The organism is Streptacidiphilus neutrinimicus (assembly GCF_000787815.1).
Taxonomy (GTDB): Bacteria; Actinomycetota; Actinomycetes; order Streptomycetales; family Streptomycetaceae; genus Streptacidiphilus; species Streptacidiphilus neutrinimicus.
In genome coordinates, this window is sequence record NZ_BBPO01000098.1 from 1 (window position 1) to 21,897 (window position 21,897).

General features: G+C 68.7%; 19 protein-coding genes. 8 read left to right on the forward strand and 11 right to left on the reverse strand.

All coding sequences use genetic code 11. The annotated features are described in order from the left end of the window. Positions 1-584 precede the first annotated feature (584 nt). A complete protein-coding gene (locus TR48_RS34575; RefSeq protein WP_042374525.1) occupies positions 585-785 on the forward strand; it encodes a hypothetical protein in 201 nt (66 codons plus the stop codon). 331 nt (positions 786-1,116) lie between these two features. Here TR48_RS34575 and TR48_RS34580 read toward each other — a convergent pair whose 3' ends face one another. After that, a complete protein-coding gene (locus tag TR48_RS34580) occupies positions 1,117-2,250 on the reverse strand; it encodes an IS630 family transposase (RefSeq protein WP_042374526.1) in 1,134 nt (377 codons plus the stop codon). Between the two features lie 41 nt (positions 2,251-2,291). Here TR48_RS34580 and TR48_RS34585 point away from each other — a divergent pair, with 41 nt between their 5' ends. Then, entirely contained in the window at positions 2,292-2,765 is a 474-nt protein-coding gene (locus TR48_RS34585) for a hypothetical protein (protein WP_042374527.1), read from the forward strand. An 83-nt stretch (positions 2,766-2,848) separates the two neighbouring features. Here TR48_RS34585 and TR48_RS34590 read toward each other — a convergent pair whose 3' ends face one another. Further along, complete coding sequence (locus TR48_RS34590; RefSeq protein WP_037603820.1) at positions 2,849-3,052, reverse strand: cold-shock protein; 204 nt, start codon at positions 3,050-3,052, stop codon at positions 2,849-2,851. Between the two features lie 633 nt (positions 3,053-3,685). Here TR48_RS34590 and TR48_RS34595 point away from each other — a divergent pair. Continuing rightward, entirely contained in the window at positions 3,686-4,906 is a 1,221-nt protein-coding gene (locus TR48_RS34595; protein ID WP_042374530.1) for a PP2C family protein-serine/threonine phosphatase, read from the forward strand. 609 nt (positions 4,907-5,515) lie between these two features. On the opposite strand, the gene TR48_RS34600 is transcribed toward TR48_RS34595, so the two are convergent. The 6 genes from TR48_RS34600 to TR48_RS46730 all read right to left on the reverse strand — a co-directional run bounded on the left by TR48_RS34600 (position 5,516) and on the right by TR48_RS46730 (position 12,712). After that, positions 5,516-6,607, reverse strand: a complete 1,092-nt coding sequence (locus TR48_RS34600; RefSeq protein ID WP_042374532.1) for a hypothetical protein — start codon at positions 6,605-6,607, stop codon at positions 5,516-5,518. Continuing rightward, on the reverse strand, positions 6,604-7,248 hold the full coding sequence (locus tag TR48_RS34605; RefSeq protein WP_042374533.1) for a hypothetical protein: 645 nt from the start codon (positions 7,246-7,248) through the stop codon (positions 6,604-6,606). Before TR48_RS34605 ends, TR48_RS34600 begins: the two co-directional genes overlap by 4 nt. Before the next feature lie 79 nt (positions 7,249-7,327). Continuing rightward, a complete protein-coding gene (locus tag TR48_RS34610) occupies positions 7,328-7,897 on the reverse strand; it encodes a helix-turn-helix domain-containing protein (RefSeq protein ID WP_236652461.1) in 570 nt (189 codons plus the stop codon). Continuing rightward, positions 7,894-9,432 carry a transcriptional regulator gene (locus TR48_RS34615; protein ID WP_236652462.1) on the reverse strand — a complete coding sequence of 513 codons (1,539 nt, stop codon included), beginning with the start codon at positions 9,430-9,432 and terminating at the stop codon, positions 7,894-7,896. Before TR48_RS34615 ends, TR48_RS34610 begins: the two co-directional genes overlap by 4 nt. Positions 9,433-10,280: 848 nt before the next feature. Further along, the gene (locus TR48_RS34620; protein ID WP_042374535.1) at positions 10,281-11,984 is read right to left on the reverse strand and encodes an alpha-keto acid decarboxylase family protein; all 1,704 of its coding nucleotides are present in this window, start codon (positions 11,982-11,984) and stop codon (positions 10,281-10,283) included. 443 nt (positions 11,985-12,427) lie between these two features. Next, positions 12,428-12,712, reverse strand: coding sequence for a cupin domain-containing protein (locus TR48_RS46730; protein ID WP_152628339.1), 285 nt, complete (start codon positions 12,710-12,712; stop codon positions 12,428-12,430). Here TR48_RS46730 and TR48_RS34630 point away from each other — a divergent pair. Beyond that, entirely contained in the window at positions 12,681-12,947 is a 267-nt protein-coding gene (locus TR48_RS34630; RefSeq protein WP_042374539.1) for a 3-hydroxyacyl-CoA dehydrogenase NAD-binding domain-containing protein, read from the forward strand. The genes TR48_RS46730 and TR48_RS34630 overlap by 32 nt on opposite strands. A gap of 171 nt (positions 12,948-13,118) precedes the next feature. Here TR48_RS34630 and TR48_RS34635 read toward each other — a convergent pair whose 3' ends face one another. Then, positions 13,119-14,057, reverse strand: a complete 939-nt coding sequence (locus tag TR48_RS34635; protein ID WP_042374541.1) for an AraC family transcriptional regulator — start codon at positions 14,055-14,057, stop codon at positions 13,119-13,121. A gap of 111 nt (positions 14,058-14,168) precedes the next feature. Here TR48_RS34635 and TR48_RS34640 point away from each other — a divergent pair, with 111 nt between their 5' ends. The 3 genes from TR48_RS34640 to TR48_RS34650 all read left to right on the forward strand — a co-directional run bounded on the left by TR48_RS34640 (position 14,169) and on the right by TR48_RS34650 (position 16,125). Then, positions 14,169-14,354 carry a hypothetical protein gene (locus TR48_RS34640; RefSeq protein WP_042374542.1) on the forward strand — a complete coding sequence of 62 codons (186 nt, stop codon included), beginning with the start codon at positions 14,169-14,171 and terminating at the stop codon, positions 14,352-14,354. A gap of 194 nt (positions 14,355-14,548) precedes the next feature. After that, positions 14,549-14,965 (forward strand): VOC family protein, encoded by a 417-nt coding sequence (locus TR48_RS34645; RefSeq protein ID WP_042374543.1) that lies wholly within the window; start codon positions 14,549-14,551, stop codon positions 14,963-14,965. Positions 14,966-15,228: 263 nt separating this feature from the next. After that, complete coding sequence (locus tag TR48_RS34650; protein ID WP_042374545.1) at positions 15,229-16,125, forward strand: NADP-dependent oxidoreductase; 897 nt, start codon at positions 15,229-15,231, stop codon at positions 16,123-16,125. A 434-nt stretch (positions 16,126-16,559) separates the two neighbouring features. Here the strand turns inward: TR48_RS34650 and TR48_RS34655 are convergent, their stop codons facing one another. Then, positions 16,560-16,760, reverse strand: coding sequence for a hypothetical protein (locus TR48_RS34655; RefSeq protein ID WP_236652463.1), 201 nt, complete (start codon positions 16,758-16,760; stop codon positions 16,560-16,562). 415 nt (positions 16,761-17,175) lie between these two features. Here TR48_RS34655 and TR48_RS34660 point away from each other — a divergent pair, with 415 nt between their 5' ends. After that, positions 17,176-18,510: a tyrosine-type recombinase/integrase gene (locus tag TR48_RS34660; protein WP_042374547.1), complete on the forward strand. Its 1,335-nt coding sequence runs from the start codon at positions 17,176-17,178 to the stop codon at positions 18,508-18,510. A gap of 426 nt (positions 18,511-18,936) precedes the next feature. Here the strand turns inward: TR48_RS34660 and TR48_RS39475 are convergent. Beyond that, the coding region (locus tag TR48_RS39475) for a polymorphic toxin-type HINT domain-containing protein (RefSeq protein ID WP_174501763.1) at positions 18,937-21,897 on the reverse strand (2,961 nt) is incomplete at its 5' end.

The window sequence follows — 21,897 nt, forward strand, 5'->3', positions numbered from 1 at the left end:
AGCCAGACACAGGAAGACCCCGCCCACCTGCACCTCACGGGAATCGTAGGCCACCCCCGCGGTGGCCTGCACCGTGCCGTCCGGCACGTCGTGCAGGGTGCCACCGGTCACATCGGCGATCTCGGCAAGCGTCATCGCAATCATCGATCCTCCCTGGCTCCCGTGGAACTGCGGTACCCACGAAAGCTACCGCCCGTCCTCGGCGGGCCTGGTGAAGACTCGTCCATGCCCCGTGCGGGTTCACCCGCCCCGCCGGTAGTGCACCTATCTCGGCGTGAGGCTCTCGCTGGCCACGCCCAGTCGTGACGTGCGCCGAATCCTGCAACCGGCCGACACCGACTACCTGTTCACGATCCGCCCCGCCGTCGCCGCCGTCTCCGCCGCCGTCGACGACGCACTGAACCAACTGCGCCGACAGCGCGAGGAAGACCGCTGGAAGCCCACCGCACGCGACCACGCGGCACTGGCCGCACTGCTGCCGCAACTGGAATGGGCCGACCCCGCCCGACTGCCCCGCACGATCGCGCTCGCCGAACGCGCCCAACGCATGCGGGACGCCGCCGCCCGACCTGGCCGCCGCGTCTTTGACCACCCGCGGCGAACTGGCCGCACTCCTGGCCCGCTACGCGACCGCACTCGCCCCGCCCTTCCTTGGCCACAAAACCGCCACCGACAGCGATGGCACAGGCCCCGGCCCCTCGGCCGCCGAGCTGACCGACGCCGGCGACGCGCTCCGCCGCCTGACCACCTTCCTGCGCTCCCTCCACCCGGCGGACGCGAGGTAGCCATGATCTCGAAGAAGGCTCCGCAGCGCGGGGCCCCGGCGAAGACCGCAAGGGAGCGGGCCAGATGTGAAGAGCGGGGCGTGGACGGTAGAACCGTGCGGCACGTCACCTGCGGTAGGCGCTCACCGCAGTGGGCGGGAGCGAGAACCTCGAGCTGTGAAATGTCACAGCGGGGCGCCGATCCGAACGCGGCGCTGAGCGTCTCGCGTGGAGATCGGCCACCGGTGGCGGGGCCAGGGGCTGGTGGGGCCGGGGTGTTTTCGTGGTGCAATGCCGAGGGGCCCGCACCGGGCATGAAACGCGGTGCGGGCCCCTCGCTGCTAGTGCCGCATCAAGCAACGTTCGCCCTGTTGATCAGAGCGCGGAGGCGCTTGTCGGCGGCGTTCTTGTTTCGCCAGATGATGTAGCGGCGGATCATGCTGCCCTGGGCTCTGTGGGTGGGGTGGTCGGTGCCGTCGAGGGCGAAGTAGCGCAGGGCGGTGAACTGGGCCTCGATGCGGTTCAGCCAGGAGCTGTTGGTGGGCGTGTAGGCGAACTCGACGTTGTTCTCCTTCGCCCAGTCGCCCACCCGAGAGTCCTTCTTCGTGGTCAGGTGCGGGGAGAAGTTGTCGAGCACGATCGCGATGCGGGTCTGGGATGGGTGCAGGCTGCGCAGGTAGCGGCAGAACTCCAGGAACCGGGTGCGGTGCTTCCTCGACTTGATGTGGCCGTAGAGCTGGTCCTTGCCCAGGTCGTAGGCGGCGAACAGGTGCCGGACACCGTGCGGGCGAGTGTAGGTCGCCCGCCGACGGGGCCGCGGTTCACGGTCGGGGTCCTTGTGCTTGCCGCCGCGTTCGGCCCATTGCCGGCCGGGGTGGGGCTGCAGGTTGAGCGGCCCGAACTCGTCCAGGCAGAAAACGACCTCGGGTTCGCCCGGCTCGGGCAGGACCTCTCCGTCGGCGATGGCGTAGAGGTGCTCGACACGGGCCTTCTTCACCGCGTAGTCCGGATCCTTCGACGTCTTCCAGGTCTTCAGGCGTTGAAAGGAGACGCCTTCCTCGCGGAGCAGGATGCGCAGGCCCTCGTGGCTGATGTCGTCGACCACCCCCTCCGCGACCAGGAAGTCGGCCAGCTTGGCCAGGCTCCAGGTTGAGAACGGCAGGCCGTGCTCGACCGGCCTGGACTTGGCGACCTTCTTGATCTCCCGACGTTCGGGCAGCGTGAACGTCCTGGGCCGACCGCCCTTGTACTTCGGGTAGAGCGAGGCGAAGCCGTCGGCGTTGAAGTTGTGGACCACGTCCCGCACCCGATCGGGGCTCGTGAACGTCACCACCGCGATCTTTGCCACGTCCATGCCCTGGGCCGATAACAGCACCATCTGGGCCCGCCGCCACGTCACCACCGACCCGGTGCCCCGACGGACAATCCGCAGCAACCTCCCGCCTTCGTCATCGTCGATCTCGCGCACTCGCACCCGTTCCGCCACGACATCGAAGGTAGTGGGACCGCGGCCGTAGGCTGCGGACGGTGACCTACGACATCTACTTCCTGCGGGTTGAGCCGGGCCGCACCTTCGACGAGACCATGCAGGAGGTCAATTCCGCCTACGACCCGGAAGCCGAGCCCGACCCGATGAACCTGACCGGCGACCAGCGTGCCGTCTGGGACAGGCTCACGCAGCGGATCTCTCGGGAGGTGGGGCCGATCACGTCCGAGGAGTACCTCTACAGCCTGACCTTGTGGCGCGACGGGCCTGCCGGTCACCTCCAGTTGGACTACGCCGGAGACTCGGCCTCCATTGAGATCTCCTACCGATACCCGGGGCAAGCGGCGCTACCGATCATGGCCGAGGCGTATCGGATTGCTCGGATGGTTGAGGAGGAGTGCGGCCTCGAGGGTTACGACGCCGAGGTCGACCAATCCATCCGGACCGGTGAGGTTGACGTGGCGGCAGCCAAGCTCGGCGGCGTCTCCCACTGGGCTCACAGCCATCTCACCTGATCAGCACGAGGCCCTCTCTAGGACGACCTGGAGAGGGCGAACGTTGCTTGATGCGGCACTAGGCGGGTGCCACGGCAGAAAAACTACAGCGGACGAATGTTCTCTGCCTGCGGGCCCTTCTGGCCCTGCGCGACGTCGAACTCGACCTTCTGGCCCTCGAGCAGCTCACGGAAGCCGTTGGCGTTGATGTTCGAGTAGTGGGCGAAGACGTCCGGGCCGCCACCCTCCTGCTCGATGAAGCCGAAGCCCTTTTCCGCATTGAACCACTTCACAGTGCCATTAGCCATAAAATAATCTCCTTCAAGGGGCTGTCCGAAGCACGCACACTGCGCGCTTCGAGTCGCCGCGATGAGCACCCCGCCGGACAGAAATCCGGGAAACAAAAATGCGCCCGCATACATGAGCAGGCGCACACAAAGTTCATGGGAACCACTACTGCAACTAAAAGGAAGCCTAGCAGGCGGCAGTCGTGTCCGCTGGGATATTTCGATGCCCAGGTTCGGCGAAAACCTGACCGGGGACCTTGCCCCTGGAGCCGCTGATACGGCAACTCGCCCTGCGAGGAGGATGGTTGGGGCATATCGGTGCTCCCCTCGCGGGCGGCCGCCCACCGCAGCTGTGACACGGTACATATCGTGTCCCCCCGCGACGGCTGCGGAGGCACTACCCCTGCAACCAAAGTACGACGGAACCCGACAAGGTAGGCAGCCCCGCGTCGGGAAGCAAATACCCGGATGTCCGCCCCCAGCGTGCATGAGGAACGGCATGGCCGCCGTCCCAAGGACCACGTGCCCGACCCGACGGTGCAGCGTCGGGTGCAAGCGAGGTCAGGATCATCGCCGCGTTACTCCGGTCCACCGGAAGGTCGGCAAGAACTGCCAACGGCAGCGGCCACTTCGAAAGCGTGGTCGTATGGCTGCATGGAGGAGCGTCACAGAGATATGGCCGTGCACGTGGGCGAGAGAGCCGGGAGGTTCGGCGGGCACCTTCTCGGTCGTCTCCTGGACCGTACGGCCGCGGTGCCCCCGCGGCTACTGGCATCGGTGGTGGCACAGGAGCTCGCCTCGGTCGGCGGGCAGGACGCGGTGCTGCTGCTGCAGGACTACGAGCAACTGCTCCTGGTCCCGCTCCCACGCGACGGCCGGACGGACGCGGACCCAGAGCCGATCATCGGTTCGCCGGCGGGGCGGGCGCTGATGGAGGAGCGCATCGTGGAGTTGCCCGAAGTGGCCGGATTGCGGGTGTACCTCCCGCTGATGGACGGTGGCAACCATCTCGGGGTACTGGCTCTCTTCCTGGACCGCCTCAAGGATCAGGAACGGGCAGAACTGGGCACGCTCGCCACCCTCGTGGCAGGCATCCTGACCTCGCGAAACCGGTCCACAGACCTGTTCACCCGGGCACGGCGGCGCCGTCCGATGAGCGTCGCCGCCGAGATCCAGTGGTCCCCGTTGCCGCCGCTGACGATGTCGGTCCGCGAGGTCGAGGTGGCAGGCTTCCTCGAGCCTGCCTACGACGTCGCCGGGGACAGCTTCGACTACGCCCTCAACAGCGACACCCTGCACGCCGCCGTGATTGACGCCATGAGCCACGGCCTGAAGGCCGCAGTGATGGCCACCGCGGCGATCGGCGCCTACCGTCACGCCCGGCGCGCGGGCGTCGGGCTGGCGGAGATCTACGCCTCCATGGACCAGGTCATCACCGACCAGTTCGACCCCGAGCACTTCGTCACGGCGCAGATGATGCGGCTGGACTCCAAAACCGGACGGCTGCAGTGGGTCAACGCAGGCCATCCCGCGCCGCTGCTGGTCCGCGACCACGACGTCATCCAGATCCTCGACAGCCCGACCACCCTGCCCGTCGGCTTCGGCGGCGAGGCGCCGCTGATCAGCGAGATCGACCTGGAGCCGGGCGACCGGATCGTCTGCTTCACCGATGGCGTGGTCGAGGAGCACACGCCGGGAGGAACCCAGTTCGGCCGCTCGCAGCTCATCGACAGCGCCGCACGCGTGGGGCGCGCCGGAAACGGCCTGGCCGCCACCGCACGGGCCCTCTCCCACGCGCTCAAGACAGCGCGCGGCGGCCACACCAGCGACGATGCAACGATCTTCCTGATCGAATGGCGCGGAACGGACCGCTGAGGGATGAAGGCACGCGGATCCGGCTATCGCCGCCCTGCTGGGTTCTCGGCGGCGGCGCCGAGACGTAAGTGCTGAGGGGGTTGACCCAGCCGTGGGAGTCGCAACGGTGGAAGGCAACCGGGTCCTCCGACTCCGACCAGCCCAGTCGAGTTATCACGCGTTGAACCAACAGGTAAGCGAGCAGGTGCGCCCGGACGGTTCCTCGCCGCAGATGCTCCGGAGAGGTTCGCCGCGCTGAAAACTCCCGTGACCGGTGTCGCCGACCGCACCGAGCCAGGGCCAGCACTGCTCGTCCTGCCACACGTATCGCTTGGCCTCGAACGCTCCGTCACGGCGGGACTGGCGAGCCAGGAGCGCCAGAGCTGCGCGGGCAGTCGCTTTGGGACTGGTTGCCCAATCAAGGAGAGCTGAACACCGGCAACCGCCTCGGACTTGATGCCTTCCGCGCCGAGCAGGGACAACTGCTCAGCCCTGACGCCGCCGTGGGTCGGTGCCGGTGGTGCGGTTGGCTGGGCGGACCTCCTCGACATGGCTGGCCCCATGGAGAGGCAGATTGATGATCGGAACGTGGCTGCGGTCCGCGAGGTGGCGGACCGCAGCCACGCGAAGTCAGCCCTCGGCCGTGAGAGAGTGCAGGACCTGGGCGAGCCGAGTGGTGATCTGATCGTGGAGCCGGTCGAACTCGGCTTCCTCCCCCGGGCCGTTCGGTACGAGGCACGGCGAGCTGGCGAGCCGCTCGATGGCGTGGATGTGGCTGACGATGTCCCGGTACAGCCCGACCGCGGTCCTGACCACGCCCGAGCTCGGCGCCCCATCGAGCGCGCCACCGATTTCTCCGCTCGACGCCCTGTCATCCGTCGGCGCGGAGCTCACCGTCACCGGACCGGCCTGCGCGGCTCCGGTGTTGTCCACGACCAGTGGTCCCGGCTGCGCAGCAGTCCGCACCGCCGTTATCTCCGCGTGATGTCCTGCGAAATTTTGCAGGCCCGGGTCGCCACCGGCCACGGCCGGCCGCTCGACAGGCGAGGCGGACCGAGGGCGCTCCACTCTCGCTTCGACAAGTGAGGGCTGAGCTGTGATCAGCTGCTGGGCTGCCTGGGTGAACTCGATCTGCTCGGCTTGCTGACCGGCGCGCTTGAGGACCGCCTTGGCGATCTGGCCGGTGATCTGCGCGGTGAGCCGGACGCCGTCGGCATCGGCGCGGGTGCGGAGCTGCTGGTAGAGCTCGGTGGCGGCGTCGAGGCCGAAGCGGGTGGTGACGGGAAGGAGGGCGCGGATGTGGGAGGCGGTGACGGGCTTGCCGTAGGCCTGGTTGAGGCGTTCGGCCAGGGGCCATTCCTCGATCATCTGGTAGGCGGCGCGCTCGCTGATGTCCCAGCGTTCGGTGATGTAGTCCTCGAAGCGGGCGTGGGTGTGGCGGTAGAGCTTGCCGTCCCGGATCGTCTGGAGGGCCTTGCCCGCGAGCCAGGTGGCGGTCGCGAGGTTCTCCACCGCGCGCTCGCACACGCCGAGGTCGTGGAGCTCGACCTCGCTCAGCGGTCCGCTCCCCTGCCCGCCGGCTGGTGTTGGGATCAGCTCGCCGGTGATCACGAGGTCCGCCGGCCTGGCCGTGGGCGCCATGGGGAGCGTCGCGTCGGGACGGATGACCGCGGCGTCGGTGGTGCGGGCGCGCAGCGGTGCGCTGCGGTCGGTGGGGGTCACGACTGGTCTCCGATCGGGGGCAGCAGGCCGAGATGGGTCATCTCGGTGACGAGTTCGTCGTAGGCGGAGCCGCGGGCCGTGACGGGGCGCAGCATGGACTGGGCGTAGAGCTGGGCGTTGGGGATGGTGGTGGTGAACACGTTCCAGCCGCGGTCGCGCAGGTAGTTGCGGTGGTCGTTGGTGGCCTTGGCGCCGGCGACGGTGCGGTTGAGCAGCACCCATGTCGCGGGCGGCTTGCCGTCCGGGCGCAGGACGGCGACGTCGTCGATGAGCTGGTCCATCGGCAGGCGCTCGATCCGGTCGATGTCGGCGATGGTGGGCGCGGTGTTGAGGATGGCGAGGTCGGCGATGCGCAGGACGGAGTGGACGATGGTGCGGTGGTCCTCGGCGTGACCGCAGTCCACGACACCGATCTGACTGTGCTGCAGCGCGTGTGGAGCGTTCTTGTAGAACAGCGGGGAGGCCTGCTGCAGCACCGGGAACGGGAACCCGCCGGAGCAGGCGTCCCACTCGGCGAGCTGACGGCTGTAGTCGGCCTCGAACGCCGCCACCTGGTGGCCGCGCTCGTGCAGCGCGTGGCTGTGCCAGCCGACGGAGGTGGTCTTGCCTCCGGTGCGCGGGCTGATGTGAGCAATGATCACGAGTCGATCCCTTGGTCGGGTGTGAGGAGTTGTTGGCGGGGGTGACGGGCGGCGCTGAGTGGCCGCATCGGTCTGCCGGTCACGGTGGTGCGCTGGCGGGGCCGGTGATGGTTCGGCCACGTGGGCGCAGGGTGGTGCCCGCGCGGTGCAGCAGCCGGTAGACGGTCGAGGGCGAGCACTCGTGCACGGCAGCCAGCGCGGGCACGCTCACCCCGGCCTCGTACCAGCGGCGCAGCTCGTCCAACTGTCGCTGGCGCTCCGCGTCCTGCCCGGCCCGGGTCAGGCGGCGGGTCTCGGCGCTGGAGCGCAGGACGGTTCCTGCCTCGCGGAGCAGTCGGCGCACCGTGCGCGCCGACAGGCTGTGCCGGTCGGCGAGAACAGCGACGGTGCTCCCGCTCCGATAGGCGGTCCGCAGCTGGTTGGCCAGGTGGGCGCGGTCGGGGCCCTGACGGAGTTCCCTGGTCTGCTGCGCGGTGCGCATGGGGGTGTCGACCATCCGCAGCCGGTTCAAGATGGTCGTGCGGGACAGGCCGGTGGCGGTGGCGAGCTCGCGCACGGTCTCCCCGTGGCGGTAGCGGGCGGCCAGGTCCAGGGCCTGGCGCTGGCGGGCCGGGCTCCAGCCGGTGGGGCGGGCGGGCGTGGTGGTCATGCTGCTGTCTCCCATTCGTGCAGGGCGGTGGTGTGGGCGGCGACCAGTTCGTCGTAGCTGCGGTCGTCGCCGGGGCTGAGGAGGATGAGGCGACCGTCGGTGGCGACCTGCCAGCCCGACACGGCCCGTCCGGTGACCGGGTCCAGGACACTCCCGTCGGGGCCGTGCCAGCCGGTGGGGATCTCGTCGGCGCGCGGGCCGGGCACCAACACAGTTCGGCCGTCGACCACGGCCGTCAGGGCAGGGCTGCGCCGCTCGTCCAGAGCCGCGAGGGCGGCGCGGTAGGCGGCACGCTCCGCCGCGTGCAGCGCGCGCCGGGCCGCCGCCACCCCCGCAGTGCCGTAGGCGATCGCGAGGACGTCCCACCCGGCAACAGCCTGCTCGGCCGTGGGGGCGGGGGCGGGGGCGGCAACAGCCTCCGGGACGCTGTTACCGATCCCCCGCAGCGCCTGGGCGGTGAGCGCCCAGCCCGCGCCGGACCGCTGGACGAGCCCGTGGCCTTCCAGGCGGGCGATGGTGCGGTAGGCGGTCGCCCGCGACAGCGACGCGGAGACCGTGAGCTCGCCGGGAGTCTGGCCGGGACGGACGTGCAGAGCACCGATGACCATCAACGCGGAAGACCCGAGGGCGTGGTGGGCGAAGGCGTCATGCCCCATCAGCAAGCCGATGACCCGGGAATCGACGTCAGCCCCGGTGTCCGTCTCAGGGGTAGCCCACTCCCCAAGCTCCCCGTCGGGGGGGCACTGACTGGACTGATCACGAGACACAGGGGCGCGCTGCAAGTCTGCAGGTCCATCCGCGAGGTACCAGGTCGAACCCTCGGTGCCGTAGCCGACCCGCAGCCGACGCAGCCAGCCGCCCGGCTTCAGCACCAGCTCGTAGGCCTGCCGCAGGGTCTGCCGGGAGATCCCGGCCTCCTCCGCCGCCTGCCGCTCACTGGCGAAGTGCAGGCGGCCCCCGGCGGCCTGGGCGAAGTTCAGGTGCGCCCGCAGGACCCGCAGCGCGGTCCGCCCACGCTCACCGCGCCACGCGGTGGTCTCGATCCGCTCCCGCAGCCGCGCGAGATCCTCATGCGACTCGCCGCGGGACGCGACATCCGTGCTGGACTCGACGAGGGCGGTGGCGTTGGACCAGACGCGCTCGACGTACCCCTGGGCGCGGGCGTGCCCGGAGCGCAGCGCGATCACCTGCGCGTGGCGGCCACCCTCGTGCTCCGGATGCAACAACAGCCGCGCCAGCTGCTCGACCGTCCCGCCGGCGCGGGCCACATGGCACGCGATCGCCGCCGTGATCCGGTGCCCGTGCTCGGACTCCGCCTGCCGCCGCTCCCGCGGCCTAACCGCCCCGTCGCCGCCGAGCCGGGAATAGGCACCGGTCGCGTACCGGCCACCGAGATCACCCAGCAGGATCAGATCGGCCGCCGCCGGCGGGAGGCTGCCCAGCCCCAGGCCGTCGGGTGCGCCCGCCGGCAGGCGATGAGACTGGGTTGGGGGCGCTTCCTCGGACCGCTGCCGAGGGAAGACAGGAGATGGCATCCTGGTCGAGTCTCGCAAGGACGTGGACACCACCACCGAGGCCCGTCAAAACCGCGGGTGGTGCCCGGAACCGACCTCCAATCGGTGCCAGCGAAGCCTCCGGGACTCCACTCCTGGGGGCATTCGTCTGTCCGGCACAGCTCGGAGGCAGGCCTGCGCTCACAGCATCAGCCCGGGGCCAAACGGGGGCCAGACTCGGGGCCAATCGGGGGCCAAGCAGCATGACTGCCTGTGACGCCCTCTGACTGCCTCTGACTGCCCTTCCCGCAGGTCACGACCGGTTCGCTACCCCGTCGGTGCAGGTCGGAAAGGTAGGGCGGAAGAACCCGGCGTATATGGCCGACTCGTCCGCCGCCACACAACGCCACAGGCCAGAGCCCATACCTGAGCAATCAGGAAAAGTCGGGGTCGAATCCGGGTCGAAAAGCGCTCGCCTCGCACTCCCACAGAGAGTCGGCAGTGGCCCAGGGTGACCGCCTGCTTCGCGGGATCCAAGCGGATGGAGCAGAGGAAAGAAGCCCTGGTCAGGCGGTGCGACGACGGCACCTGGACGGCCGCGATCACACCAAGGCAACCGTGGAACGCGAGCACCGGACGGAAAAGACAATACCGGTGGCACAACGACTCAGTTGCCCGGGCGCGTTAGACAGTCTCGCGGAGGCGCCGGATCCGCAGGGGATCCGCGCGGGCGTCGGAGTTATCCACAGGATCGTCCGCATCGGCGGGTATTGATCTTGGATCTGCCGTGTTCTGTGTGATGCCGGTGAGAGGCGGGGTCGGCATGGCACAGTGGCGCTGGCGCCCCTGGTCGGGTCCGCCCCCCAGAGGCGCCACCGCGACGATCATTGTCAGTCGGCGAGGAGTTGGACGCCCTTGCGGTGGTGCGGGCCGCGGGGGCCGTAGTCGATGTCGGCACCGTGGTTGCTGCTGGCGGCGATCATGGCGGGGATGTCGTGCGGGTCCATCACCGACTCGATGAAGATCATCGTGTCGTTCGGTGCGCTCATCGCCTTTTGCAGGTCATCACCGGTCCTCACGACGAACGAGCGGGCCGTCGTCTCCGGGCAGAGCACCTTCGGCAGCTCCGCGTACGCCCACCTGGCGACGTCGTTGTAGTGCTCGTCCCTGCCGAGGTAGCCCCGCTCGATGGTGTAGCCGCCGTTGTTGATCAGCAGGATGACCGGCTTGTGGTCGTGCCGCAGGATGGTCGACAGCTCCTGGGCGGACTCCTGGAACGAGCCGTCGCCGATGAAGAGCAGGTGGCGACGCTCCGGCGCCGCGGTCAGCGTGCCGAGCAGCGCGCCGACCGCGTAGCCGATCGAGCCCCAGTTCACCGACCCGACGAAGGTGCAGCCCTCCGGCAGCTGGAGACCGAACAGCGCGTAGGACGTGCCGTTGTCCACCAGCAGCACGTCCCCGGGCTTCACGTACTCAGAGACGGCCTTCCAGTAGGCCATCTGCTTCAGCTTCGCCGAGCCGTCGGTCTCCGGCAGCGCCGGCATGCTCGGCCGGCGGATCGCCCGCTCCGCGACCGGCGACACCGCGTCGATGACCCCGCGCAGTACCTCCTTGAGCGTCACCGCCTGGAAGTTCTCGATCCCAACGTCGGCCGAGTGACCGCGCAGGCGAATGGTGTCGGCCGGCAGCTGGGCCGAGAAGTCGCCCGTGGTCACCTCGATCGGCCGGTAGCCGATCGTCAACAGGCACTCGCTGTTCTCGACCGCCTCGATGGTCTCCGGAGCGCTCGCCTTGCCGTTGTAGGTGCCCACGAAATAGGGCGAGGTCTCGTTGATCACGGCCTTCGCGGTGCTGCACGCCGCCACCGGCAGCTTCATCTTCTCGGCCAGCTCGAGGACCTCGTCGGCCACGCCGAACCGGTCCGCGTCCAAGTCCACCAGGATTGCGGCCGACTTCGCGTCGGACAGGTGGCCAGCGATCGCCGCCACGCACGAGCGCAGGCGTTCGGGGTCGCTGGGCGGCTGCTCGAGCGAGAGCGGCTCCGCGGGCACCTCGATCTCGAGACAGGCGATGTCGGAGGGCAGTTCGATGTACACCGGGAGCTTCTGCCGCCACGAGGTCAGGATCAGCCGGTCGATCTCGATCGCCGCGTTGTACGGAGTCAGCCGGGCCTGCGCCACGGTCACCTGGGCGAAGGCCGCCAGGAAGCGGTCCCAGGTGCCGTCGGCCATGGTGTGGTGCATCCCCTGGTTGCGGTCGATGGACCGCAGGGGGATCGATCCGCAGATCGCGATCACCGGTACGTGCTCGGCGTAGCAGCCCGCGACTCCGTTGATTGCGCTCATCGCGCCCACGGCGTTGGTCACGAGGAACGCGCCCATTCCGTTCAGCCGTGCGTAGCCGTCGGCAGCGTACGAGGCGTTGAGCTCGTTGCAGTTGCCGACCCACGTCATCACGCCGCTGTCCTGCATCTGCTGGAGCAGTTCGAGGTTGTAGTCACCCGGGACGCCGAACATGTGGCCGATCCCGGCCTCCGCCATCCGGCGGAGCAGGAAGTCACCGATGGTCATCCGCTTGGTCTGAGCCGAGGGCATCGCAACGTTCTCCGATTTTCATTGGGGATTGGGAGGTTGCCGCAGCGTCACGCTAGGGCTCGGCCAGCGTGGGCGCGCGGGGGAGGATCCAGCCGGGTGACGCGGCGACAAGTGGGTGACGCCTCGACCGGATGGGCGTCGGTTCAGTGCCGCTTGCCGTCTCGGGGCTCCGCTACTGGCAGGACGGTTCCGTCTGTGCAACCACCGGACCACTCCGTGCCGCCGGCGTCGTGGGCGAAGACAGACATGACGTCCGTCCGCTCGATCTCCATTGCCACTCCGGCAACGAGGGCACCGCCGGCTGGGATCTGCCACGAACGCGATCTTCACTTAAGCCTGCACGTCTAGACGCTACGACCACACCTGCGCCATCGCCTGCGGAGAAAGGTAAAATCTGACGCGCACGCTGGGCATGTACGGACCATGAGGGCGCCCAGCGGGGCTTACGCCTCCGGGGCCAACCTGTCGAATGCGGACGGTGCTGTCACCTCGACGTCGAGAAAAGTCGCCGGCTCCGCGGATGAGTTCCAAAACCGGTGCCCAACGCCCGCAGGGATGACGACCGCGGCTTCGGCCGCGACGGACTGTTGGCGTTGTGCGATCTCGACGTCGAGGTGGCCTGCGGATACCACCACGACACGTGGACTGTCTCGCTTTGGGGTGTCCGCCGATCCAGCAGCCGTCAGGAAAGCAGACATGATCATGGCCTTCACGCTCCCCACCAACATCCCGAACCGTCCCGTTGCCGTGATCGGGGCAGGCACCCTCGGCCGCAGGATCGCCCGGATGTTCGCCGACCGGGGTGGACTGGTCCGGATCTTCGACAAGTCCGCCCAAGCGGGAGAAGCCGCGCAGAAGTACGTCGAGGACAACCTGGCTCAGGTCGCCGCCAAGGTTGAGGGAGGAAAGCCCGGCCGGGTCGTCGTCACCGACGGTCAGGGCGGGCGAGTGGTTCGAGCTTGACGTGCCTCGGCAGACTGCCCCGCGGCAGGCCTGGCCTGCAGGGACGTTCGCAGGCTGTTGGTATGGAGCGCTTGTTCACGGTGAATGTCTGGACAGCGACACCGGCTGATTCTGACCGGCCTGTCCAGGGCGGCGGTGAGCGCGTGCCAGCACAGCATGATGCACCCCTGCTCACGAGCCGGCGTGGGTGGTCAGCAGGCGCGTATCCGCGGTCGCTCGCTGCTGCTGCCGCCAGGTGCCAGGCGCTTCTCCGTGGTGGCGGCGGAAGGCGGCGGCGAAGGCGAAGGGAGAGCTGTAGCCGACGGCGTCGGCGATCTGGGCCAGGCTGAGAGCGTCGGCGCGCAGGTAGTCACGGGCGAGGGTCATGCGCCATTCGGTGAGGTACTGCATGGGGGCCTGGCCGAGGGCCTCGCGGAAGACGCGCGCGAACGCGGCCCGGGAAAGGCCGCTGAGGTCGGCGAGTTCCGGGACCGTCCAGGTGCGGGCGGCGTCCTCGTGCATGGCCTGCAGGGCTGTGGCGAGCCGTGGGTCCGCGGAGGCCTTGTACCAGCGCGGCGCGGTCGCGCTGCGTCGGAAGTCGGCGCGGATGGCCAGTACCAGGAGCAGGTCCAGGAGGCGGTCGAGGACGATCTGCTGGGCGAGATCGGTACGGACCAGCTCGCGCGACAGGAGAGTGATCACGTCGCGTAGCGGGTCGTCGTCGGCCGCTGAGAGGGTCATGACCTCGGGGAGCGCGTCGAGCAGTGCGCGGCCGACGTCGCCGGAGAACTGGTAGGCGCCGCACAGGAAGACCGTGGCCTGCGGGTTCTCTGCAGGCTCTGTCCGCCTGTGACGGGCTCGGAACTCCTGCGGTTCCAGGCACTCCGCGCCCGGCTCGTGCCCGATGTAGTGGGTCGCTCCGCCGCGGACCAGCGTGACCGTGCCTGGGAGGAGCTCCACCGTGCTGCCGGGAGTGTCCATCCAGAGGTAGGCCCGGCCTCGGGCGACCGTGTGCACCGACAGCTCTATCGAGCCGCCCAGCCGCATTCCCCACGGCGGATCGGCGATCGTACGCGCGAACACGGCGCCCGTAGCGCGGGCCCGCAGGAGGTGGTCAGACAACAGGTCCATGCGATCAGCGTGACCAGGTTTCGTCACATAGGTCAAGACATGAGAGTCCTACGCATAAAGTTGAGCGCAATGAGCATGGATTGTCTTGCCTCTGACCTCCATCATGGAGTTATGAACAGCAAGGCGGTGCCCGTCGCACTCAGGGCGGGCGGCACTGGCCGAGACGGTTCGCCGCTCGCCAACGAGATCGCCCAGCCGGACATACCCCCGCGCCACCGCGCCCGGCGGCGCGGACATCCGGGTGGACCGGCCTCCGCGGTCCTGGAGGCCACCGGGCCCGCGACGCTGCGTGACTGACCGTCAGCGAGGTGGCCACGCAACGGATCGAGGCGACATCCGGCCGTCCAAGCCGACCGCCTCGGCATCCATTGTGGTCGTGCACCGGCGCGCTTGGCCGCAGTCTCTGGATGAGGTCAACCCCGACGCCAGGTGACTCGGGGCCGAACCGGCAATCCACATATGACAACCCGTCGAACTGAAAGAGCTGCACCATGATCGACCACGTCTACATCTCCGTGACCGACATCGAGAAGTCCAAGGCGTTCTACCTCGCGGCTCTGGAGCCCCTCGGCTGGACCGCGTTCGGGAACTTCGACGCTTCAAGCGCACCGGCGGGCGTCCCGGACCTCGTCGGCATCGGTGATGCCACGTACGTCGGCGGCGGCGTGGGATCGAGCATCTGGCTGCGCCAGCGCGAGCCGGGCGAGACGGGCCTGTACCTCGGCATCGTCTGCGACAGCAACGACGCCGTCGACGCCGCCTACGCTGCCGCGATCAGCGCCGGCGGCGCCGACGAAGGCAAGCCGGCGGACCGGACCTACTTCGCTCCCGGCTACTACGCCGCCAACGTCGCCGACCGCGACGGAAACCGACTGGAGTTCGTCCACAAGGCCTGGCACGACAAGTAGGCCCCACCGGCTCGGTCACGCCTCGCCTCGGATTGCCGCCTTCACGGCCACGCCGGACGGCGGTACCCCGGATCTGGAGGCATCGGGTCGGTCCCCGGACAGCCGACCACAGCCTTCGGCGCTATCGCCGGGCAACCGCCCACGCCCGCAAGGGTGCAGGCCCGCCGCGCCACCGCGCGCACAAGACACCAACGCAGAGCCCGCCGACCGCGGGGTGCCCCGGCGGGGCGGGCTTCACCAACCCCCCCTTGAGGAGATGTGCCATGCATGCTGCCGTCGTGACGGACTTCGGCGGACCGGAGGTCGTACGGATCGTGGAGACGAGCGTCCCTGAGCCGGGGGACGGCCAGGTGCGGATCAAGGTCGCCGCCGCGGCGCTCAATCCGGCTGACGTCGCCGTCCGTGCCGGCTTGGTGGGGCAGGCGGACACGGCCCTGGGACTGGGCTGGGACGTGGCCGGGCGGATCGACGCCGTCGGCGCGAGCGCGGACTGGGCGGTGGACGACGAGGTCGTCGCGCTCGCGGCCGGGCTGATGAAGCCGCCGGGACGTGGCACGCACGCGGAGTACGTGATCGTGGACGCCACGGCGGTGGCACCGGCGCCGACGTCGGTCGACCCCCTGCACGCGGCGACGCTGCCATTGAACTCCCTGACGGCCCTCCAGACCCTGAATGCGGCGGGCCTGGAGAAGGGCCAGACCCTGCTGGTCACGGGCGCTGCGGGCGCCGTCGGCGGGTACGCCGTCCAGTTGGCGGCACACCGGGGCATCGAGGTGACCGCGTTGGCAGGGCCAGCCGACGAGGACCTTGTCCGGCAGTTCGGGGCCAGTCACTTCGTTCCGCGTGGTGGAGTCGTCGGCCGGCACGACGCGGTCCTGGACACCGTCCCCCTGCCGGACACGGCGCTGGACTGGGTTCGCGACGGCGGCACCTACGTGAGCACCGTACCGACCTTTCTGCCGACGCCCGCCCGCGAGATCCAGATCCGCCCCGTCATCGTCACCGCGAACGGGGCACAGTTGAAGGACCTGGTCTCCTTGGTCGACGCCGGCGCCCTGACCACCCGGGTGGCCGACACCTACCCCCTGGCCGAAGCGGCGAAGGCACACGCCCGCCTGGCCGACGGCGGCCTGCGCGGACGCCTGGTCCTGGTGCCCTGAGCGCACCCGCGGTCGCGTCCGAACCAAGGGGGCAGGTCCGGACGCGACCGGGGGTCCTGTCCTGTACGCGCGGGTACCCACTCGGCGGGCGTTCGACGCACGCGAGACGCTCCGGGCCGACCCCACCCACGGGGTCACACCCACGGCCGAGGACCAACCGCGACTGCACCGCGCACGTCCGCCAGCGGTCCGCCCAGATCCCGGCGCCGGTGCGCCCACTCTGCCCGGTTCTCGGCGGCGATGCCGAGGCGGAGGTGGTGGGGATTGACGCAGCCGTGGGAGTCACAGCGGTGGCACAGCACGGGGTCCTCTGCGTCGGACCAGCGACGGTTGACGGTGTGGACCTCTTCGACATGGCCTTGTTCCAGGTGGAGGCGGAGTGGTGATCGGGAGTGGCTGCGGTCCACCGTGTGGTGGACCGCAGCCATGTGGGGTCAGCCCTCGGCGGTGAGCGAGTGCAGGATCTGAGCGAGGCGGGTGGTGATCTGCTCGTGGAGCTGGTCGAACTCGGCTTCCTCGCCCGGGCCGTTGGGCGCCAGGCACGGTGAGGATGCGAGCCGCTCGATGGCCTGAAGGTGGCTGACGATGTCCCGGTACAGCCCGACCGCGGTCCTGGTCGTCCCCGAGTTCGGCACCGCCTCGGGGACCTCACTCCGATCTGGCGTCGCCGAGCTGACCTCCATCGGTGCCGAGATGCCAGTACCGGCTGTCACCTCAGCCGGCGCGGTTGCGATCTGGTCCGCGCCGGGACTCGCCTGCGCCTCGTTCGGCACCGCCGTTACCTCCCCGCGATGTCCTGCAAAATTTTGCAGGTCCGGTTCGCTGGCGGTTGGGCCCGGGCGGTCGCGGGGAGCTGTCGACCGCGATCGCTCCGCTCTCGAGTCGGCCAGCGACGGCTGAGCCGTGATCAGCTGCCGGGCTGCTTGCCCGAACTCGATCCCGCCGGCCTGCTGGCCGGCACGCTTGAGGATCGTCTTGGCGAGCCCGACGCGTCCCCGCCCACGCCCTCGATCACCTGATCACCACCCGCCTCGAACAGGAAGCCGCCTGATGACAACCGCCGACCTCACCCCGAACCCGACCTCGCGCCGCGTCCGCGCCAACGGAGACGGCACCGTCTACCAGCGAAAAGACGGCCGCTGGGAAGCCTCCGGATACGTCCTCGCCCCCGGCAGCACCCGCAAACGCGTCAGCGTCTACGGCACAACACGCACGGACGCGCTGGCGAAGCTGACGGAGAAGATCGCGGCCAGCAACCGCGGCGTGGCTGTCGTCACCGCCCAGGGCAGCCTCGCCGCGTATCTGACGTACTGGCTGGAGAACGTCGCTGTCCACCACCTCCGCGAAACAACCCACACCCGCTACACCGCCGTCGTCGCCCAGTACCTGATACCGGGCCTGGGCCGGAAGAAGCTCGCCAAGCTCACCGCCAAAGACGTCCGCACCTGGCTCAACGAGCTGCGAACCGTCTGCCAGTGCTGCGCACGCGGCACCGACGCCCGACGCGACCCCAACGCGCAGGCCAGCCGCCGCCCTCGCTGCTGCGCCCTCGGCCACTGCTGCCGCAAGCAGCTCTCGCCACTGACGCTCGCGTACATCCACTCCGTGCTCAAGTCCGCCCTGGAGCACGCCGTCCGCGAGGAAGAGATCCCACGCAACGTCGCCCGCAACGTCCGCACAGGCACACCCCGCCCCCGACGCTTCAACCCCCTCACGGCCGACGAAGCCCGACAGTTCCTCACCGCCGCCCAGGGGCACCGGCTCGCCGCCCTGTTCGAACTCGCCCTGCGCACCGGCCTGCGCAAGGGCGAACTCCTCGGCCTGCGCTGGGAAGACCTCGACCTCGACGCCGGCACCGCCAGCATCCGCCGCACCCTCCAACGCACCCGCAGCAACGGCCTGACCGGACTGCCCACAAAGACCATCAGCTCCGAGCGCCGCATCGCCCTACCGGCCCCCTGCATCACCTCGCTGCGCGGACACCGCGAGCGGCAGGCACGCGAGATGGCGCAGGCGGGCCCGGCCTGGCGGGACAACGGGTACGTCTTCACGCGGCTGGATGGACATGCCATCGAGCCCGCCACACTCACCCGGCACTTCAACGCGCTACTCCGCGAGGCGCACGTGCGGCCGATCCGGTTCCACGACCTCCGGCACTCGACCGCGACGCTCCTCCTGGAGCAGGGCGTCGAACTCGTCGTCATCAAGGAGCTGCTCGGTCACGCTCACATCGGGGTGACCGCGACGGTCTACGCACACGTCCGCCTCCGCCTCCAGCGCCAGGCCATCGACCTCCTCGGCCACGCCCTCGGCAACCTCACCGACACCACCGCCGAGCCCGACGACGGCGACGACCCACCGCTTTGTGCAGCACCCGTCCGCTGACGTTGCCGTCAACTACTGCCGTCAGACACCACAGCGGCCCGCCGGAAAAACATTTCTGGCGGGCCGCTCGGTTGTATCGGGTACCCGATGAGAGCTATGGGAATGACGCCATTGCTGAATAGCGCATCAGCTTCCGACTGTCATGCCTATAGCTCCTCCGTCGCAATTTTCGAGAGACCCTCGAGAGCTTTGGCCGACACTCCGGAGAACCGGACTTTGGCTACATGGGGAGCATCGATGAATTCCACGACCCGCTCATATCGCCAAATCGAGTCAGCAACCACTTCGAGTTCCACGACATCGCCAGCGTTCGTCTTTCCCGCTCGGAAGACATCTCCTATGGATACCGCTCCTCGCAAACAGCGAACGATGCACGTCGTGCCAACTTCCGAGCAGTCTTCGACTCGCTCGATTCCAAGAACTCCATCAGCCACTGTAGGACCCCGCTTCATCGATGAACTGGCTAACCTGCTCTGGCGTCAACTTCGGCGTAGTCGACAAGAGCGGCGAGAGATCCTCAATGCCGATTCTTGACGGTATTGAGATGCCCATGCGGCCTAGAATGTCGCGGGCCGCCGACGCGGGTATCTCAATGCTCGCACGTTGAGCAAACTCTCCTGGGGATAGCTCCACGCCGACTTCCGCCTCTGAAGGAATGTAGCCCTCGTACGTGGGCACCCCAGCCAGGTCTCCAGGAGTGGCGATCTGGACAACCGATTCGCCAAATTGCTCCGAATGTGTCGCAAAGATGATTGCCACTCCAGGATCGGAGGAAGTCGGGGTGATACCAACCCTTTGCGTACCCGGACTGCCTTCAAACCCCTTCGTGGTTCCACGGAATACCGGGGTGCCACAGTTCGTGTTGTGAACAAGTACCGGTGTGGTACCTGCCATCACATAGTACGTGTGGAGCTGCTGGATGGTCAGGTTCCAGCGGTTCGCTGCGCCCGGGGTCGCCTTGGTGTTGACCACCGTGGGGTGCTGGCCGTGGGTGCTGGCGAACTTGTGGCCGGCCTTCAGGTGGTCGGCGCGGACCCAGGTGTGGGTGGTGTCGTCCCAGAAGGGGTGGTTGGCGGTCGTATGGAGGACAGAGGTGTGACCGTTGCCATCGCTGACGGTGACGTCGAGGAGGTCGGTATCGTGGTTGATCCAGATGTGCTGGACAGCCCGGCCACCCACTTCCTTGCCGGTTTTCGGGTCGGCGGCTTCAACGCGGTCGCCGACCTTCAGCTTCCCGATCGGCTCGGTGGCACCGCTGACAAGAAGCACCGGGGTCGTCGGTGCGAAGCTGCAGCCGGAGGGCGACGTGCTTCCAGAAGTCCCTTCGCTGGGTGCGGCGGGCTTGGAGCTGGTGGCCTTGGTCTCCGCCGTGGTGCTCTGTGGGTCGATTCCATCCGGCGCCGGGCCTTTAGCTGGGCCAGGGGCAGTCCGGACGGCCTTTGTGGCGGCGCTGCCGTCTTCGGCGGCAGCAGCGGCCGCCCCGTCCGCTTCCTCGATGGTGGAGGCGAGGCTCCCTTCTCCACCGATGAATCCGAGGAAGAAGCTCGAGATCATTCCTCCGTCCGCATAGGATTCGGACTTCGTGTCGACTCCGAGCTTCCTCATGGAATCGTCATAGGCGGAACTGAATGGATCCACTCCGAAGAGCGCAGTCGGGCCAAAGATGGCCAGGTCCTGCAATCCCGCAAAGGTCCGCCCGGTTCCTGCGACCACGTCCCAGAAGCTGCCCGACGCCTTGGGCGCTCCCGTGGCGTCGTTCTGCGCGTTATGAACGTCGCAGGCGAACTTCCCCGTGCACGAGGATCCCTGGTTTCTATTGCCGCTGGATGTGTCGGTGCTGCCTGGAGTGACGCTGCCGGCGCCGCCTGGGTCGGAGGCCTGGCCGTTGTTGCAATTGGTGTTTGCTGTGTTGCAGCCGTTCCCGAAGGCGAACAGGCCGGTAGGGTCGCTGCTGGTGGCGGGGTTGTCGGCGGCGTAGGTGTAGCCGCCCATCTGGTTGGGGTCGCCGGCTTCGAAAACGGGGTCGGGGGTGGTGAAGCGGCCTTGGACGGGGTTGTAGTTGCGGGCGCCGAGGAGGTCGAGGCCGGTGGTGGTGTCGGTGGGTTTGCCGAGGTAGCCGTGGTTCTCGTCGGTGCTGACCCACGTCGAGGGCTGGGTGCCGCGGAGGTTGCCGTAGGGGTCGTAGTAGCGGCGGGTGACGTTGAGGGTGCTGGCGTCGATGGCGGTTTCGGCGGTGCCTTGGCCGTTGGCGACTTGGTAGGCGAGGTTGCCGGCGCTGGTGCGGGTGAGGGTGGTGCCGTCGGGACCTGTGTAGTAGCGCAGCGCCGTGCAGGAGTTGTTGGGGACGTTCTCGGTGATCTGTTCGGTACCGCCGAAGAGGTACAGGACGCGAGTCTGGGCGTTGCCGTTCTGGCTGCTGGTTTGTTCGAGGAGGCTGCCGGAGGAGTCGTAGAGGTAGCTGCTGGCCTTGGTGCTGGCACCGCTGTAGGTGGTGACGGTGCTGGTGCGGCCTTCTGGGTCGTAGGTGAGGTACTGGGGTTGGCCGGCCGGGATCGCACCGGTGTTGGTGGCGGTGGACGGGGTGGTCCAGGTCTGGCCGGTGGTGCCGCAGGTGGCGATGGTGAGCTGGGTCGACTTGGCTCCAGCGGCGGGGTCGGTCAGGCACATGCCGGTGTTGGCGTCGTTGACCAGGGTTCCGGCCTGGCTGGCCTTCCAGAGCTGGGTCTTCTTGGTGGTGTCGCAGGTGTTGATGACGACGGTGGTGCCCGTGGTGGTGGCTTCGCCGGTGGTGTCCAGGCACATGCCCAGGACGCGCACGGTGGAGTCGGTGCCGATGGTCAGGTTCTGCGCGGCGGTGCCGTTGCAGGTGTAGACCTGGACCTTGTTGCCGGGCGTGGTGGAGCTGGTGGCGTCGTCGATGCAGAGGCTGCCGCCGCCGGAGAGGGTGAACGCGGTGCTGACCCGGCCGGTGGTGGAGATCTTCCGGCTCATGGTGTTGCCGGCGTTCTCGGCCGGGGTGTAGCCGGTGTCGGTGTGGGTGGGAGTTTCGGTGGTGGTGCCGAGGGTGGGGTTGCTGGTGGTGACGGTGCCGCCCTGGTTGGGGTCGGTGGCCGGGGTGGTGCCGTCGGTGCCGGGGTAGGCGATGGTCTGGGTGGTGTTGTTGGCGGCGTTGCCGGTGGTGTCGTGGTTGACCATGCTCGTGCGGTCGCCGAGGAGATCGTAGGTGTAGGTCTGCCAGTAGGAGGCGGGGCCGCCGACGGAGGTGGTGGTGATGGGAGCGGTACTCGTTGTCTGGGGGCTGCTGTTGGTGCAGCCGCCCGTGTCGCCGACGGTGGGGTCGACGGTGTTGGGGCTGTTGGTGCCGCCGGTGTCGCTCCACGCCTGGCC